Origin of the sequence: Pseudomonas carassii (genome assembly GCF_036324045.1) — a bacterium.
GTDB classification, from domain to species: domain Bacteria; phylum Pseudomonadota; class Gammaproteobacteria; order Pseudomonadales; family Pseudomonadaceae; genus Aquipseudomonas; species Aquipseudomonas peradeniyensis.
The window spans coordinates 155,883-171,435 of the sequence record NZ_JAZDCT010000004.1 but is presented as its reverse complement, the minus strand read 5'-3'; the positions used below and the strand labels follow the sequence as shown (position 1 = coordinate 171,435).

General features: G+C 64.3%; 14 protein-coding genes. 3 read left to right on the top strand and 11 right to left on the bottom strand.

Annotated features, from left to right (window positions below; genetic code table 11):
* The first annotated feature begins 211 nt into the window (after positions 1–211).
* Together V0R62_RS04695 and V0R62_RS04690 are read left to right on the top strand one after the other, a co-directional pair.
* A complete protein-coding gene (locus V0R62_RS04695) occupies positions 212–886 on the top strand; it encodes a heavy metal response regulator transcription factor (protein WP_050703990.1) in 675 nt (224 codons plus the stop codon).
* Positions 883–2,268 (top strand): heavy metal sensor histidine kinase, encoded by a 1,386-nt coding sequence (locus tag V0R62_RS04690; protein WP_330102936.1) that lies wholly within the window; start codon positions 883–885, stop codon positions 2,266–2,268. The genes V0R62_RS04695 and V0R62_RS04690 overlap by 4 nt, the downstream gene beginning before the upstream one ends.
* A gap of 74 nt (positions 2,269–2,342) precedes the next feature.
* Here the strand turns inward: V0R62_RS04690 and pdxJ are convergent, their stop codons facing one another.
* The 10 genes from pdxJ to rpoE all read right to left on the bottom strand — a co-directional run bounded on the left by pdxJ (position 2,343) and on the right by rpoE (position 12,480).
* Complete coding sequence (pdxJ, locus tag V0R62_RS04685; protein WP_189656959.1) at positions 2,343–3,065, bottom strand: pyridoxine 5'-phosphate synthase; 723 nt, start codon at positions 3,063–3,065, stop codon at positions 2,343–2,345.
* Positions 3,066–3,127: 62 nt separating this feature from the next.
* Positions 3,128–3,811 (bottom strand): DNA repair protein RecO, encoded by a 684-nt coding sequence (recO, locus tag V0R62_RS04680; RefSeq protein WP_330102935.1) that lies wholly within the window; start codon positions 3,809–3,811, stop codon positions 3,128–3,130.
* Positions 3,812–3,978: 167 nt separating this feature from the next.
* Entirely contained in the window at positions 3,979–4,881 is a 903-nt protein-coding gene (gene era, locus V0R62_RS04675; RefSeq protein WP_028690122.1) for a GTPase Era, read from the bottom strand.
* Positions 4,874–5,563, bottom strand: a complete 690-nt coding sequence (gene rnc, locus V0R62_RS04670; protein WP_028690123.1) for a ribonuclease III — start codon at positions 5,561–5,563, stop codon at positions 4,874–4,876. Before rnc ends, era begins: the two co-directional genes overlap by 8 nt.
* 161 nt (positions 5,564–5,724) lie before the next feature.
* Positions 5,725–6,579: a signal peptidase I gene (gene lepB, locus V0R62_RS04665; protein ID WP_110739523.1), complete on the bottom strand. Its 855-nt coding sequence runs from the start codon at positions 6,577–6,579 to the stop codon at positions 5,725–5,727.
* Positions 6,580–6,584: 5 nt separating this feature from the next.
* The gene (lepA, locus tag V0R62_RS04660; RefSeq protein WP_110739522.1) at positions 6,585–8,384 is read right to left on the bottom strand and encodes a translation elongation factor 4; all 1,800 of its coding nucleotides are present in this window, start codon (positions 8,382–8,384) and stop codon (positions 6,585–6,587) included.
* Between the two features lie 306 nt (positions 8,385–8,690).
* A complete protein-coding gene (locus tag V0R62_RS04655; RefSeq protein ID WP_408005628.1) occupies positions 8,691–10,097 on the bottom strand; it encodes a DegQ family serine endoprotease in 1,407 nt (468 codons plus the stop codon).
* A gap of 200 nt (positions 10,098–10,297) precedes the next feature.
* A complete protein-coding gene (locus tag V0R62_RS04650; protein WP_330102933.1) occupies positions 10,298–11,263 on the bottom strand; it encodes a MucB/RseB C-terminal domain-containing protein in 966 nt (321 codons plus the stop codon).
* 13 nt (positions 11,264–11,276) lie between these two features.
* Positions 11,277–11,867, bottom strand: a complete 591-nt coding sequence (locus V0R62_RS04645) for a sigma-E factor negative regulatory protein (protein WP_050703985.1) — start codon at positions 11,865–11,867, stop codon at positions 11,277–11,279.
* 31 nt (positions 11,868–11,898) lie between these two features.
* Entirely contained in the window at positions 11,899–12,480 is a 582-nt protein-coding gene (rpoE, locus tag V0R62_RS04640; protein WP_010220971.1) for an RNA polymerase sigma factor RpoE, read from the bottom strand.
* Positions 12,481–12,916: 436 nt separating this feature from the next.
* Between rpoE and nadB the strand changes: the two genes are divergently transcribed.
* Positions 12,917–14,518, top strand: coding sequence for an L-aspartate oxidase (nadB, locus tag V0R62_RS04635; RefSeq protein ID WP_330102932.1), 1,602 nt, complete (start codon positions 12,917–12,919; stop codon positions 14,516–14,518).
* A 59-nt stretch (positions 14,519–14,577) separates the two neighbouring features.
* Here the strand turns inward: nadB and V0R62_RS04630 are convergent, their stop codons facing one another.
* On the bottom strand, positions 14,578–15,540 hold the full coding sequence (locus V0R62_RS04630) for an NAD(P)H-quinone oxidoreductase (protein ID WP_330102931.1): 963 nt from the start codon (positions 15,538–15,540) through the stop codon (positions 14,578–14,580).
* Positions 15,541–15,553 lie beyond the last annotated feature (13 nt).

The following is a 15,553-nucleotide window of genomic DNA, read 5'->3' as shown; positions in this document are numbered from 1 at the left end:
CGCGGGGCAAGCCCGCTCCCACGGGATCCTGCTGGTTTTGTGGAAGTGGGCTTGTCCCATGATGGCGGCGGCCCTGTCAGGCACATGACCCGCGTATTACAAATCCGTTATTCCCGCCGCTTGCCCATTCGCATCCAGTAACATCCTCGCCGCTTGACCCTGATGTCACTACAGGGTCGAGAATCGCCCCCTTTCCACACAGAGCCCGACCATGCGCCTACTGATCATCGAGGACGAACCCCGCACCGCCGACTACCTGCAACAGGGCCTGCGCGAGAACGGCTACGTGGTCGACTGCGCCCACACTGGCACCGACGGGCTGCACCTGGCCCGCCAGCAGGCGTACGACCTGGTGATCCTCGACGTCAACCTGCCCGGGCTCGATGGCTGGGGCGTGCTGCAGCGCCTGCGCGCCGAATCCTCGACGCGGATCATGATGCTCACCGCCCATGGCCGTCTGGCCGACCGGGTCAAGGGGCTGGACCTGGGCGCCGACGACTACCTGCTCAAGCCCTTCGAGTTTCCCGAACTGCTGGCGCGCATCCGCAGCCTGTTGCGGCGCAACGACCAGCACCTGCAGCCGAGCACGCTGAAAGTCGCCGACCTTGAGCTCGACCCCGGCCGCCACCGCGCCTGGCGCGGCGGCCAGCGTATCGACCTGACCGCCAAGGAATTCGCCCTGCTGCACCTGCTGATGCGCCAGAGCGGCGAGGTGCTGTCGCGCACACAGATCATCTCGCTGGTGTGGGATATGAACTTCGATTGCGACACCAACGTGGTGGAAGTGTCGATCCGCCGCTTGCGGGCAAAGATCGACGACCCGTTCGAGGACAAGCTGATCCACACCCTGCGCGGCGTCGGCTACGTCCTCGAGGCACGGACGTGAAGCGCCCCAGCCTGTCGCTGCGCCTGGGCCTGACCGTCACCTTGCTGGGGGCAGCGCTGGTCTTGCTGCTGGCGTGCCTGGCGGTATTCGCCCTCGATCATGAGCTGGACAGCCGGGCGCGCAAGGACCTGGCGCGCAAGATGCAGCAGGTCGAACACAACCTGCGCGTCGATCTGCGCAGCGATGACCTCGGCGCCCGCGCCCACCCCCTGCTCGACCTGGTCATGGGCCACGACAACCTCAGCCTCAGCGTGCTGGCCGTCAACGGCCGCCACCCCGCCCTGCTCAGCCTGGGGCCGGCGCTGCAGTCACAGCACCTGTTGAACCAGGAGGCCGACAACCGGCTGACCTTCCACACCTGGCGCGACGACGATGGCAACCAGATTCTCACTGCCAGCCGTCTGATGCGCCTGCGCGACGACACCCCGGTCAAGGTCCTGATGTCGCTCAACCGCAGCGACGACAACAGCCTGTTGCAGGCCTACCTGCACTCGACCCTGCTGGCCCTGCCGCTGCTGCTGGTGCTGATCGGCATCGCCGCGTGGAAGCTGGTGCAGCGCGGCCTGCGCCCGCTGCGGCACTTTCGCCGGATCGCCGGGCAGGTTTCGACCCAGGACCTGGAGCATCGCCTGCCGGGCGAGGGCCTGCCCGCCGAACTGGCCGACCTGGCCCGCGCCATCAACGTCATGCTCGACCGGCTCGACCAGGGCGTGCGCCAGCTGTCGCAGTTCTCCGATGATCTGGCCCACGAACTGCGCACGCCCATCGGCAACCTGATGGGCAAGGCCCAGGTGACCCTGGCCCGCGAGCGTGATGGTGACAAGTACCGCGAGGCACTGGAAGACAGCGTCGAGGAGCTGACCCGGCTCAACCGCATCATCAACGACATGCTGTTCCTGGCCCAGGTCAGCCAGCCGCAGACCCAGGTGGCCCTGGTTCCCGTGGCGCTGGCGGACGAAGTGGCGCGGGTGAGCGAGCTGTTCACCTTCAGCGCCGAACTCAAGGGCATTTCCCTGCACCTGCAGGGCTGGGGAACGGCACTGGCGGACAAGCTGATGTTCCAGCGGGCGCTGTCGAACCTGCTCAGCAATGCGATTCGCCATGGCCCTGAAGGTCAGCCGGTGGCCGTGGGCATCGAGCGAATCGGCGACCAGATCGGCGTGTGGGTGGAAAATCGCGGGCTGGGGATTAGCGAGGCGCACTTGCCGCACCTGTTCGAGCGGTTCTACAGGGCGGGGGCCGGGCGTTCGCGATTGGAAGGCGGGACGGGGTTGGGGCTGGCGATCGTGAAATCGATCATGCAGCTGCATGGGGGGCGGGTCGAGGTGAGCAGCCAGGTCGAAGGGCCGACTCGGTTTACCTTGGTGTTCAAGGCCGAGTAAAGCTATCACGGGGCAAGCCCGCTCCCACAGAAGCTCAAACAAATGCGTGGGAGCGGGCTTGCCCCGCGATCGACTCAGCGCGAAGCGGCGACGATCAGCGCCTTCATCTCCGCCACCGCCGCCTTGAAGCCGACGAACAGCGCATGGGCCACCAGCGCGTGGCCAATGTTCAGTTCATTGATGCCCTTGATTGCCGCGACGGCCTCGACGTTGTGGTAGTGCAAGCCATGGCCAGCATTGACGATCAGCCCCTGGCCAACACCAAATGCCACGCCATCGACAATACGCTTGAGCTCCTCGGCCACCTCGGTCGGCGTCTCGGCGTCAGCGTAGCGCCCCGTGTGCAGTTCGATGGCCGGCGCGCCGACGCGACGCGAAGCCTCGATCTGACGTTCGTCGGCATCGATGAACAGCGACACTTCAGCGCCGGTGCGCGACAGGCGCTCGACCGCCGCCTTGATCCGTGCCTCCTGGCCGGCCACATCGAGGCCGCCCTCGGTGGTCAGTTCCTGGCGGGTTTCCGGTACCAGGCAGATATGCGCCGGGCGAATCTTCTCGGCGAAGGCCATCATCTCTTCGGTGACGCCCATCTCGAAGTTCATGCGGGTCTGCAGCACGTCCTTGAGCAGCAGCACGTCGCGCTCCTGGATATGCCGGCGGTCTTCGCGCAGGTGCACGGTGATGCCGTCGGCACCCGCCTCCTCGGCGTCCAGGGCGGCCTTGACAGGGTCCGGATAGCGGGTGCCCCGGGCCTGGCGCAGGGTCGCCACGTGGTCGATGTTGACGCCGAGAAGCATGCGGTTGCTGTGAGTCACGAAGGGGCACTCCTGAAGGTTGAGGGCCACAGCATACGTGCTGATCAGCGCTTGCGAAACAGTTCCCGGCTGACCAGCGGCTTGGGCCCCAGATGCACCGCCAGGGCCTGGCGCATCAGGCGCTTGGCGGCAAGCAAGGCACCGGGCGCCTCCCAGTCGGCCTGGGCCAGGGCCAGCAGCTCGCTGCCCTTGAACAGTCCCGGCTGGAACAGCTCGACCCGCTCAAGGCCTGCGTCCACCTGCAGGCGATAGAGCCCTTCGGCGACAACGACACTGTCGTTGACGTCATGGTCCAGGGCAAAGGCATAGCCCAACTCGTCCAGCAGGCGCCATTCGAAGGAGCGCAGCAGCGGCTCCAGCGGACGTCCGGCGGCCAGGGCCTGCAAGGTCAGGGTGTAGTGCTCGAACAACGCCGGATGCGGCGCCTCGGCGGGCAGCAGGCGCATCAGCAGCTCGTTGAGGTAGAGCCCGCTGAACAGTGCATCGCCATGCAGCCAGGCCGCGATACCGATGCTGTCCAGGCGACCGACGTTCTTCAGTTCACCGCGCCCGCGCAGTTCGACTTCCAGCGGCACGAACGGCCGTACCAAGCTGCCACCCTTGCCCCGCGCCCGGCGCAGCACCGCGCGCATCCGCCCCTGGGGGGTGAGGAAGTCCACCAGCGCACTGGTTTCCTTGTAGGCGCGGCTGTGCAGCACATAGGCGGGTTGGGGGGTGGGTTGTTCCATGACGAATCTCGTAACCCAGATTTGACAGAATCCCCTGTAGGAGCGGCCTTGTGTCGCGAAAGGGCCGCGCAGCGGCCCCAGGGATCTACGTATCAGTCGAGATCTTGGGGGCTGCTGCGCAGCCCTTTCGCGACACAAGGCCGCTCCTACAGGTGAAGTGCTTGGGCTTACAGGTCGCCGTAACCCAGCGAACGCAGGGCGCGCTCGTCGTCGGACCAACCACCCTTGACCTTGACCCAGAGGTTGAGCATGACCTTGGAGTCGAACAGCACTTCCATGTCCTTGCGCGCCTCGGAACCGATGCGTTTGATACGCTCGCCCTTGTCGCCAATGATGATCTTCTTCTGCCCGTCACGCTCGACCAGGATCAGCGCATGGATGTGCAGCACATGACCCTGCTGCTTGAACTCCTCGATCTCCACGGTGATCTGGTACGGAAGCTCCGCACCGAGCTGGCGCATGATCTTCTCGCGCACCAGTTCGGCGGCGAGGAAGCGGCTGCTGCGGTCGGTGATCTGGTCTTCCGGGAAGAAGTGTTCGTTCTCCGGCAGGTGCTTGGCGATCTGGGCTTCCAGCGCTTCGAGGTTGTGCCCCTGCTGCGCGGAGATCGGCATCACTTCGGCGTTCGGCAGTTGTTCCTGCAGCCATTGCAGATGCGGGATCAGCTCGGCCTTCTCTTCCATGCGGTCGGTCTTGTTGACCGCAATGATCAGAGGGCCGGTGACGTACTGTACCCTCTCCAGCACAAGCTGGTCCTCGTCGGTCCACTTGGTGCGGTCGACCACGAAAATAACCACGTCGACGTCCTTGAGGGCCGCCGATGCGTTGCGGTTCATGTAGCGGTTCAGCGCCTTGTCGTTGGCCTTGTGCATGCCAGGGGTATCGACATAGATCGCCTGCACGTCACCCTCGGTCTTGATACCGAGCATGTTGTGACGGGTGGTCTGCGGCTTGCGCGAGGTGATCGCCAGCTTCTGCCCGAGGATATGGTTGAGCAGCGTGGACTTGCCCACGTTCGGGCGACCGACGATGGCCACGTAGCCGCAGCGGGTCGAAGTGTTCTCAGTCATTGCCATTCTCCACGCCCAGGGCGATCAATGCGGCGGCGGCGGCGACCTGCTCGGCGATACGCCGGCTCACGCCCTGGCCGCGGCTTTTCTTGTTCAGCAGGACCACTTCGCATTCGACGAAGAAGGTCCGGCAGTGCGGTTCGCCCTGAATGTCCACCACTTCGTAACGTGGCAGCTCGCAGGCACGCGACTGCAGGAACTCCTGCAGGCGGGTCTTGGGGTCCTTATTGGTATCGACCAGGGTCAGTCCGTCGAATTCATCGGTCAGCCAGGCCAGGATACGCTCGCGGGCGGTCTGCATGTCGGCGTCCTGGTAGATGGCGCCGATCAGGGCCTCGAGGGCGTCGGCGAGGATCGACTCGCGACGAAAGCCCCCGCTCTTGAGTTCGCCCGAGCCCAGGCGCAGGTACTCGCCCAGGTCGAAGCCACGGGCCAGGCGGGCTAGGGTCTCGCCCTTGACCAGGCGGGCACGCAGACGCGACAGCTGGCCTTCGCGGGCCTGCGGGAAGCGCTCGAACAGCGCCTCGCCGACCACGAAGTTGAGGATGGCATCGCCGAGGAATTCCAGGCGCTCGTTATTGCGCCCGGCATAGCTGCGATGGGTCAGGGCCAGCAGCATCTGGTCCTGGTTCTTGAAGGTGTAGCCGAGCTTGCGCTCCAGGCGGGCCAGGGAAGCGCTCATGGGGCCACCCGTGCAATGTTCAACGCGTTGTTCAAATCAACATCCTGAAAGACGGTTTGACTGCGGTCTGTCGCCGGAAACGGCGAAAGCTCTCGCTCCCTGAGAACACAGCCTATGTCAGAAATGCAATCGGCGCTGTCCGTGGACAGCGCCGTCGTTACTCAATGGATCAGCCCGACCCGCGACAGGTTCGGGAAGTGGCTGAGTTTCGGCTCCGGCCAGCTCATCCACACCGCGAACGCCTTGCCGACGATGTTGCGGTCCGGAACCATGCCGTGCAGCTCCTTGGGAATGTTCGGGTCATCCCAGAAACGGCTGTCGTTGGAGTTGTCGCGGTTGTCGCCCATCATGAAGTAATGACCCGCCGGCACGGTCCATTGCTGGTCCGGCGGCATGCGGTAGCGGGTCATTTCCTTGCGGATCAGGTGCTCGGCTTCACCGAGTTTTTCCTTGTACAGCTCGGCGCTGCCCAGAGTGCCCGGCTCGCTGCCGACCAGTTGCTCGGCGATCGACTGGCCATTGACGAACAGTCGCTTGTCGCTGGTGTAGCGCACCACGTCGCCCGGCAGGCCGACCACACGCTTGATGTAGTTGACGTTGGGGTCGCTCGGGTAGCGGAACACCATCACATCCCCGCGTTGCGGATCGCCCACCTCGATGACCTTCTTGTCGATCACCGGCAGGCGAATGCCGTAGGAGAACTTGTTCACCAGGATGAAGTCGCCCACTTCCAGCGTCGGCTTCATCGACCCCGACGGGATCTGGAACGGCTCGACCAGGAACGAACGCAGCACCAGCACGATGAACAGCACCGGGAAGAACGACTTGCCGTATTCAACCAGCAAGGGCTCCTTGTTCAGACGTTCAACCACGGCCATTTCGGGCTGGCTGACGCTGCCCTGGTAGTTGGCGATCGCCGCCCGCCGGCGCGGGGCCAGGAACAGCAGGTCGATCAGACCCAACAGACCGCAGACGGCGACGGCGATGACGAGCAACAGCGGGAAATTTAGCGACATAGGACCTAGCTATCCAACCTGAGCACGGCAAGGAAGGCTTCCTGTGGAATCTCCACGTTACCCACCTGCTTCATGCGTTTCTTACCGGCCTTCTGCTTCTCCAGCAGCTTTTTCTTACGGCTGACGTCACCACCGTAGCACTTGGCCAGTACGTTCTTTCTGAGCGCCTTGACGGTTGTCCGCGCGATGATCTGGCCGCCAATGGCTGCCTGGATCGCCACATCGAACATCTGCCGAGGGATCAGTTCCTTCATCTTTTCGGTCAACGCACGGCCTTTGTAGGCGGCGTTGTCGCGGTGCACGATCAGGGCCAGGGCATCGACCTTGTCGCCGTTGATCAGCACGTCCAGCTTGACCAGGTTGGCCGACTGGTAGCGGTCGAAATGGTAGTCCAGCGAGGCGTAGCCGCGGCTGGTGGACTTCAGGCGGTCGAAGAAGTCCAGCACCACTTCGTTCATCGGCAGGTCGTAGCGCACCTGCACCTGGCTGCCGAGGAACTGCATGTCGCGCTGCACGCCACGCTTCTCGATGCACAAGGTGATGACGTTGCCCAGGTGCTCCTGTGGCACCAGGATGGTCGCGGTGACGATCGGCTCGCGGAAGTCGTTGACCGCCGAGACGTCCGGCAGCTTCGACGGGTTGTCGACGGTGATGGTCTCGCCGGTCTTGAGTTCGAGCTCGTAGATCACGCTTGGCGCGGTGGTGATCAGGTCCAGGTCGTATTCGCGCTCCAGGCGCTCCTGGATGATCTCCATGTGCAGCATGCCGAGGAAGCCGCAACGGAAGCCGAAGCCCAGGGCGTCGGAGCTTTCCGGCATGTACTGCAGCGACGAGTCGTTCAGCGTGAGCTTCTGCAGGGCGTCGCGGAAATCCTCGAAGTCGTCGGAACTGACCGGGAACAGGCCGGCGTAGACCTGCGGCTGGATCTTCTTGAAGCCTGGTAGCACTTCGACTTCAGGGGTGTTGGACAGGGTCAGGGTGTCACCCACCGGCGCGCCGTGAATGTCCTTGATGCTGGCGATGATGAAGCCCACTTCACCGGCTTTAAGGTCGGCGGTCTGGGTGTGCTTGGGCGTGAACACGCCGACACTGTCGACCAGGTGCACCTTGCCGGTGGACTTGACCAGGATCTTGTCGCCTTTCTTGACGCGGCCCTGGCGCACGCGCACCAGCGAGACCACGCCCAGGTAGTTGTCGAACCAGGAGTCGATGATCAGCGCCTGCAGCGGCGCATCGATCTCGCCTTCCGGCGCGGGGATGGTCTGCACCAGGCGCTCGAGTACCTCGTCGACGCCCATGCCGCTCTTGGCGCTGCAGGCCACGGCGTCGGTGGCGTCGATGCCGATGATTTTCTCGATCTCGTCCTTGACGCGGTCCGGGTCGGCCTGGGGCAGGTCCATCTTGTTCAGCACGGGCATGACTTCCAGGCCCTGCTCGATGGCGGTGTAGCAGTTGGCCACGGACTGGGCCTCGACACCTTGACCGGCATCGACCACCAGCAGCGCACCTTCGCACGCCGCCAGCGAGCGCGAGACTTCATAGGTGAAGTCGACGTGGCCGGGGGTATCGATGAAGTTCAGCTGGTAGGTCTTACCATCCTGAGCCTTGTAGTGCAGCGTGACGCTGTGGGCCTTGATGGTGATACCGCGCTCGCGCTCGAGATCCATGGAGTCGAGAACCTGAGCTTCCATTTCGCGCGCAGTCAGGCCACCGCACATCTGGATGAAACGGTCGGCCAGCGTCGACTTGCCATGGTCGATGTGGGCGATGATGGAGAAATTGCGGATATGACTCAAATCACTCACGGGTCAACACTCGAAAAGGCTGCGAGCCGGACGCCCGCCGAAAAATAGCCGGGAATTGTACCTCAAGCCGGAGGGATATGGGAGATTCCTCTATCGGGTGTACTCACGCACTGTAGGAGCGGCCTTGTGCCGCGATCGGGCGCGCAGCGGCCGCAATATCCAGCATGCGCTGCACCTGGCGAGCGGTGACAGCGCCTCTGCGGCCGCTGCGCACCCGATCGCGGCACAAGGCCGCTCCTACAGGGAATTGTGAAATTTCATGAAAAAAGGCAGCCGAAGCTGCCCTTTCCCTACCGTTCAACCCGCTTATTCAGCCAGCTTGAAGGTGATAAAGCTCGCACGCCCCTGACGCAGCACGCGCATGGACACCGAACGGTTCTTCGGCAGCTCCTTGGCGATCTCGGTGAACTGCTTGGCCGAGGCGATGGCCTGGTTGTTCAGGTGGCTGATGACATCACCCGGACGCAGGCCGATCATGGCCGCCGGACCATCCTGGACTTCCTTGATGACCACGCCGCCCTTGAGCTCCAGCGACTTCTTCTGCTCGGCGGTCAGGTCGGACACGGATACGCCCAGGCGGTTGCTGCTGCGCTCGGCGCTGCCATCGGCACCCGCGCCCAGGCCGATGTCGGCGTCATCCTCTGGCAAAGCGCCAATGGTGACATCCAGGTTCTGGCGCTTGCCGTTGCGGATGATCTCCAGCTTGGCCTTCTCGCCGTCCTTGAGGCTGCCAACCAGGTGCGGCAGGTCGGCGGACATGACGATCGGCTGGCCATTCATGCTCAGGATCACGTCACCCACCTGCAGGCCGCCCTTGGCTGCCGGGCCGTTTTCCAGGACCTGGGCCACCAGGGCGCCGGCCGGCTTGTCCAGGCCGAAGGATTCGGCCAGGTCCTTGTTGACCTCCTGGATCACCACGCCCAGCCAGCCGCGGCTGACCTTGCCGTCTTTCTTCAGCTGGTTCGACACATCGATCGCCACGTCGATCGGGATGGCGAACGACAGGCCCATGAAGCCGCCGGAACGGGTGAAGATCTGCGAGTTGATACCCACCACCTCGCCCTTCATGTTGAACAGCGGACCACCGGAGTTGCCCGGGTTGATGGCCACGTCGGTCTGGATGAACGGCACATAGGTGTCGTTGGGCAGGGTGCGGCCCTTGGCGCTGACGATACCCTTGGTCACCGAATGGTCGAAGCCGAACGGCGAGCCGATGGCCAGCACCCACTCACCAACCTTGAGCTTCTCCGAGTCGCCCAGTTTGACGATCGGCAGGTTCTTGCCTTCGACCTTGAGCAGGGCCACATCGGTGCGCGGGTCGGTGCCTACCAGCTTGGCCTGCAGTTCGCTGCGGTCGGACAAACGGACGATGATCTCGTCGGCGTCGGCCACCACGTGGTTGTTGGTCAGCACATAGCCATCGCTGGAGATGATGAAGCCCGAGCCCAGCGACTGCGCCTCGCGCTGGCGGTCGCCACGGGGCGAACGCGGCTGCTGCGGCATATTGCGCTCGAAGAACTCGCGGAACATCGGCGGCAGGCCTTCGAGGTCCGGCATCTGCCCGGCGGCGATGCGGCGATCCGGCAGCTTCTGCTTGGTACTGATGTTGACCACCGCTGGCGAGGCCTGCTCGACCAGGGTGGTGAAGTCCGGCAGGGACTCCTCGGCCTGGGCGCTGAGCACCTGGCCGAGCATGAGCACGGCGGCGAACATCGATAGGTAGGTTTTCAAGCGTGGTATTGACATACGGCTCCCGTCACAACGAGCGTAGTTAGCAGTAAGGTTCCCGCAGACGCAGGAAAGGCCAGACTCCGAGAAGCCTGACCTATAGAAAATTTGCGGCAGGATTGCAAATGACAATGCCTTAATTTCATGTCAGCTCTGTGTAACAAGAGCTGTCAGAAGGCGCGCCGTCATTGACGCGTCTGGGCATCCTGGGCCCGCATCGACAGGGCGACACGCTCGGCGGTGCCCAGCGGGATCTCGCCGACCACGGTGACCATTACCTTGCCCTTGGGTGTGTTCAGGCGCCGCGACACCGCGACGGTGGGGCCGAGTTGGGCACGGGTATCGACACCGGCCTCGTTGCCGATCGGCTCGAGGAACACCGAGAAACGGGCCAGGCCGTCGTCATACATGAGGCTGCTGACGTTGCTCTTGCGCTCAGGGTCGCGGCGAACCGAACTGTTGACCAGCTCGAACCCCGGCGGCAGCCAGTCCGAACGCCATCCGGCGACGGTTTCGGCTGTGCCGGCCACCGGACGTTCGACTGGCTTGCAGCTGGCACCGGCAGCCAGTTCGGCGTCGGTTGGCACAGCGTCGGTGTCCAGCCGGGTCATCTGGAAGCGCTCGAGCAACTGGCCCTTGTCGTTGAGCATCAACGAACGCAGGGGCAGGCCGGTGCGGCGGTCCAGGTGCAATTCGAAGGCATAGCGATGCTGGTCACGCGGGGTGAGCGCGACAATCACCGCGTCGCGCCCGGCGACGCGTGACTTGCCTGCCACGCTCAGGTCGTACCAGCTCATGAGCTTCAGGGGATCGAGCACCCGCGGGGCGCTGTCCGGCGGTGTGCCCACGCTGCTGACCAGGTTGCCACTGACGCACTGCACCTTGCCATCGACCCGCACGATTTCCTGGGCCGAGCCGTCGAGCTGCAGCAGCCGCTCGCTGACCTTGCCATCCTGGACGCGATGCCAGATATCGTGGGATGAGAAGCTGCCGTTGCGTTCGTAGACGAAGGATCCCTGGTAACTCTGCTGCTGCTCGGCCCGTGCCAGCTTGTTCAGCCACTCGCTCGCCTCAGGCGAGGAATTGGCGGCCAGGGCCTGCACCGTCAGGCTGCTGCCAAGCAGCAGCGACAGGAGAGGTAGCGCGCGCATGATCCTCCTTAACTTAGCGGTTTTCCAGGCTGGCGGCGCGGGCGTAAGGCAGCGCGGTCTCGTTGCCTTTCAGCGCGGACTCCTGGGCGTGCTGGCGCAGGTAGCCCGGCAGGCGTTGATCCCAGCCGGCCTGGTTCTGCAGCACACCGTTGGCCATCGGCCCGGTCGGTTGCTCGTTGCCTTCACTATAGCCTGCCAATACGGCTGGGCCTTGCGCCTGTGGCATGCTCAGGCCCTGCTGGGCAGGCTGCTGGGCGGCCAGCTCGGCACCGGTGATCTCGTCCTGGTTGTAGAAACGCACGCCGGCCAGCACGGCAACGGTCACCGAAGCGGCCACGGCCAGGCGGCCGAGGCTGCGCCACGGGCCCTGCTTGACCTTGGCCGGCACGGCCTCGTCGGCCAGTGCCGCGGAAACCGCCGAGGCGATGTCCAGCTTGGGCAGCAGCAGCTCCTTGTGCATGGCTGCGCGGGCGACCTGGTAACGCGACCAGGTGGCACGGGTTTCGGCATCGTCGACGGCGTTCAGCACGCGACGCAGTTCCAGTTCGTCCGCTTCGTTATCCATCACCGCGGACAGCGATTCCTGCAAAGCTTCACGACTCATGGCGGTTCCTCTCTTGGCTGTCGCCGCTGTCTCAGGTTTCCTGCAACAAGGGTTGCAGGGCTTTGTCTATGGCCTCCCGAGCGCGGAAGATTCGAGAGCGCACGGTACCCACTGGACATTGCATGACGCTGGCAATGTCCTCGTAACTCAGTCCATCGAACTCGCGCAGCGTCAATGCTGTACGCAGGTCTTCCGGCAGTTGCTGGATGGTGCGATGGACAGTGCCTTCGATTTCATCCCGCAACAACGCGCGCTCTGGGGACTCGAGATCCTTGAGACCATGATCGCCGTCGTAAAACTCCGCATCCTCGGAGCTCACATCGCTGTCTGGTGGCCGTCTGCCGCGGGACACCAGGTAGTTCTTCGCCGTGTTGATAGCGATTCGGTACAGCCAGGTATAGAAAGCACTGTCACCGCGAAAATTCCCAAGCGCTCGGTATGCCTTGATGAAGGCTTCCTGCGCCACGTCCTGCGCCTCATGGGTGTCGTGTACGAAACGCACGATCAACCCGAGAATCTTGTGCTGATACTTCAGCACCAACAGATCGAAAGCTCGCCTGTCGCCACGCTGCACGCGCTCGACAAGCTGCTGATCCTCTTCCTGGGTTAGCATGAACACTCCTCAGTGATCTCGAAGGAGCGCTGCAACAGCCATCGTTCAGGCTTGCAACCATAGACTCGGGCTTTGCGCAAAAGTTCTCCCCTCCAAGCAAGTTTCCTGCGGCCCTTGGTCGGCTCGCACGAAAGACGCAGCGCGGTCACGGCCGGCTGCGTCGATAATCTGGTTTCGTTACGCAGGTGTCAGCCCAAGATAGAGCTGCCGCCTTGCGTCGCCGCGGCAATCTGTGGCGTACGGGCAGCCTTCATAGGATTTCCAAGAGTATCGGAAAGTTCCTAAAAAGATCGCCACCACCCCATATGCGCCATTGGAAATCAGGCGCCCGGGGCTGCTATAAAGGCATCCCGGCCAGGTTTCACGATAGTTTCACAGTGCCATCTGCGCTTGACTATTGTGCCGTGCCCCTTCCAAAGATTACTAGTGTCCCGACATGAGCCAACAATTCCAACATGATGTCCTGGTGATCGGCAGCGGTGCAGCCGGTCTCAGCCTGGCACTGAACCTTCCGCGCCACCTGCGCATCGCCGTGCTGAGCAAGGGCGACCTGGCCAACGGCTCGACCTTCTGGGCCCAGGGCGGCGTCGCCGCGGTACTCGACGACACCGACACCGTGCAGTCCCATGTCGAAGACACCCTCAACGCCGGTGGCGGGTTGTGCCACGAGGACGCCGTGCGCTTCACCGTCGAGCACAGCCGCGAGGCCATCCAGTGGTTGATCGAGCAAGGCGTGCCGTTCACCCGCGACGAGCACTACAGCGTCGACGACGGCGGCTTCGAATTCCACCTGACCCGCGAGGGCGGCCACAGCCACCGGCGCATCATCCATGCCGCCGATGCCACCGGCGCCGCGATCTTCACCACCCTGCTGGAACAGGCCAGGCAACGCGCGAACATCGAACTGCTCGAGCAGCGCGTGGCGGTCGACCTGATCACCGAGCGCCGCCTGGGCCTGGACGGCGACCGCTGCCTGGGCGCCTACGTGCTGAACCGCAACTCCGGTGAGGTGGACACCTTCGGCGCACGCTTCACCGTGCTGGCCACCGGCGGCGCGGCCAAGGTCTACCTGTATACCAGCAACCCCGACGGCGCCTGCGGCGACGGCATCGCCATGGCCTGGCGCGCCGGCTGCCGGGTGGCGAACCTGGAGTTCAACCAGTTCCACCCGACCTGCCTGTACCATCCGCAGGCCAAAAGCTTCCTGATCACCGAGGCCCTGCGCGGCGAGGGCGCCCTGCTGCGCCTGCCCAATGGCGAGCGCTTCATGCCGCGCTTCGATCCGCGCGAGGAGCTGGCGCCACGGGACATTGTCGCCCGCGCCATCGACCACGAAATGAAGCGCCTGGGCGTGGACTGCGTCTACCTGGACATCAGCCACAAGCCGGCCGATTTCATCACCAGCCACTTCCCGACAGTCTACGAACGCTGCCTGACCTTCGGCATCGACATCACCCGCCAGCCGATCCCGGTGGTGCCGGCGGCCCACTACACCTGCGGCGGGGTGATGATCGACGAGCACGGCCACACCGACGTGCCCGGCCTGTACGCCATCGGCGAGACCAGTTTCACCGGCCTGCACGGTGCCAACCGCATGGCCAGCAACTCGCTGCTCGAATGCTTTGTCTATGGTCGCGCCGCCGCCGCCGACATCGAGGCGCGCCTGGACCAGGTGGCCATGCCCCGCGCCCTGCCCTGCTGGGACGCAAGCCAGGTGACCGACTCGGACGAGGACGTGATCATCGCCCACAACTGGGACGAGCTGCGGCGGTTCATGTGGGACTATGTCGGCATCGTGCGCACCAGCAAGCGCCTGCAACGCGCCGAGCACCGGGTGCGCATGCTGCTGGACGAGATCGACGAGTTCTACAGCAACTACAAGGTCAGCCGCGACCTGATCGAGCTGCGCAACCTGGCGCAGGTGGCCGAGCTGATGATCCGCTCGGCCATGCAACGCAAGGAAAGCCGGGGCCTGCACTACACCCTGGACTACCCGGGGATGCTGCCCGAGGCCCGGGACACCATCCTGGTGCCGTAGGCAGTCTGCGCGATCCCTGTAGGAGCGGCCTTGTGCCGCGAAAGGGCCATGCGCCCAGATCAAACGAGCGTCGGATCAATCACCAACACCAGCTTGCCGGACACCTGGTTGCTCGCCAGTTCCGCATAGGCCGCCTCGGCGAACGCCACCGGATAGGTGTCGACCAGCTGTGGCGACAGGCGCCCCTCGGCGAACAGCGGCCACACCTGCTGGCGCAGCTCGCGCAACAACTCTGCCTTGAACGCGTCATCACGATTGCGCAAGGTCGAACCGGTAATCTCCAGGCGCTTGCCCAGCACCAGCGCCAGGTCCAGCTCGACCTTGCGACCGCCCATCAGGCCGATGATCACCCAACGCCCGTCACGGGCCAGCAGCTTGAGGTTGAGCGGGCCATAGCTGGCGCCCACCGGATCGAGGATCACATCGAACGGCCCAAGCAGTTCCAGGTCGTCGAGGTTGCCATTGCGCACCACGCCGCCCGCGGCGCCAAGGGACTGACAATAGGCCAGGCGCTCCGTTGAGCCAACGCTGACCCACACCGGGTTGCCGAACGCCTTGCACAGCTGGATCGCCGCGGAGCCCACGCCACTGGCACCGGCATGCACCAGCACCTTCTCACCGGCTTTCAATGCGCCCAACTGGAAGATGTTCAACCAGGCCGTGGCATACACCTCGGGCACCGCCGCCACCTCGTGCAGGCTCAGGCCCTCAGGCACCGGCAACACATGCCGGGCGTCGACCACGACCTCCTCGGCCATGCCGCCACCGGCCAGCAGCGCGCAGACCCGGTCGCCCACGCGCCAGTCGGCGCCGGCCCCGACCTCCTCGATGATCCCCGAGCACTCCAGGCCCATATAAGGGCTGGCGCCGGGCGGTGGCGGGTACAGCCCGGCCCGCTGCAGCAGGTCGGCACGATTCAACCCGGCGGCGGCCACGCGAATGCGCACCTGCCCGGCATCGCAGGCCGGGCGCTCGGCCTCGACCCACGCCACATGTCCGTCAACGCCTTGCAATGCCTTCACAGTGCCTCCATAG

Coding starts and splice junctions, on each gene's coding strand:
- V0R62_RS04695 (WP_050703990.1), top strand. CDS start 212: ATGCGCCTACTGATCATCGAGGACGAACCCCGCACCGCCGACTACCTG.
- pdxJ (WP_189656959.1), bottom strand. CDS start 3,065: ATGCTTCTCGGCGTCAACATCGACCACGTGGCGACCCTGCGCCAGGCC.
- recO (WP_330102935.1), bottom strand. CDS start 3,811: ATGGAACAACCCACCCCCCAACCCGCCTATGTGCTGCACAGCCGCGCC.
- era (WP_028690122.1), bottom strand. CDS start 4,881: ATGACTGAGAACACTTCGACCCGCTGCGGCTACGTGGCCATCGTCGGT.
- rnc (WP_028690123.1), bottom strand. CDS start 5,563: ATGAGCGCTTCCCTGGCCCGCCTGGAGCGCAAGCTCGGCTACACCTTC.
- lepB (WP_110739523.1), bottom strand. CDS start 6,579: ATGTCGCTAAATTTCCCGCTGTTGCTCGTCATCGCCGTCGCCGTCTGC.
- V0R62_RS04655 (WP_408005628.1), bottom strand. CDS start 10,097: ATGTTCGCCGCCGTGCTCATGCTCGGCCAGGTGCTCAGCGCCCAGGCC.
- V0R62_RS04650 (WP_330102933.1), bottom strand. CDS start 11,263: ATGCGCGCGCTACCTCTCCTGTCGCTGCTGCTTGGCAGCAGCCTGACG.
- V0R62_RS04645 (WP_050703985.1), bottom strand. CDS start 11,867: ATGAGTCGTGAAGCTTTGCAGGAATCGCTGTCCGCGGTGATGGATAAC.
- rpoE (WP_010220971.1), bottom strand. CDS start 12,480: ATGCTAACCCAGGAAGAGGATCAGCAGCTTGTCGAGCGCGTGCAGCGT.
- nadB (WP_330102932.1), top strand. CDS start 12,917: ATGAGCCAACAATTCCAACATGATGTCCTGGTGATCGGCAGCGGTGCA.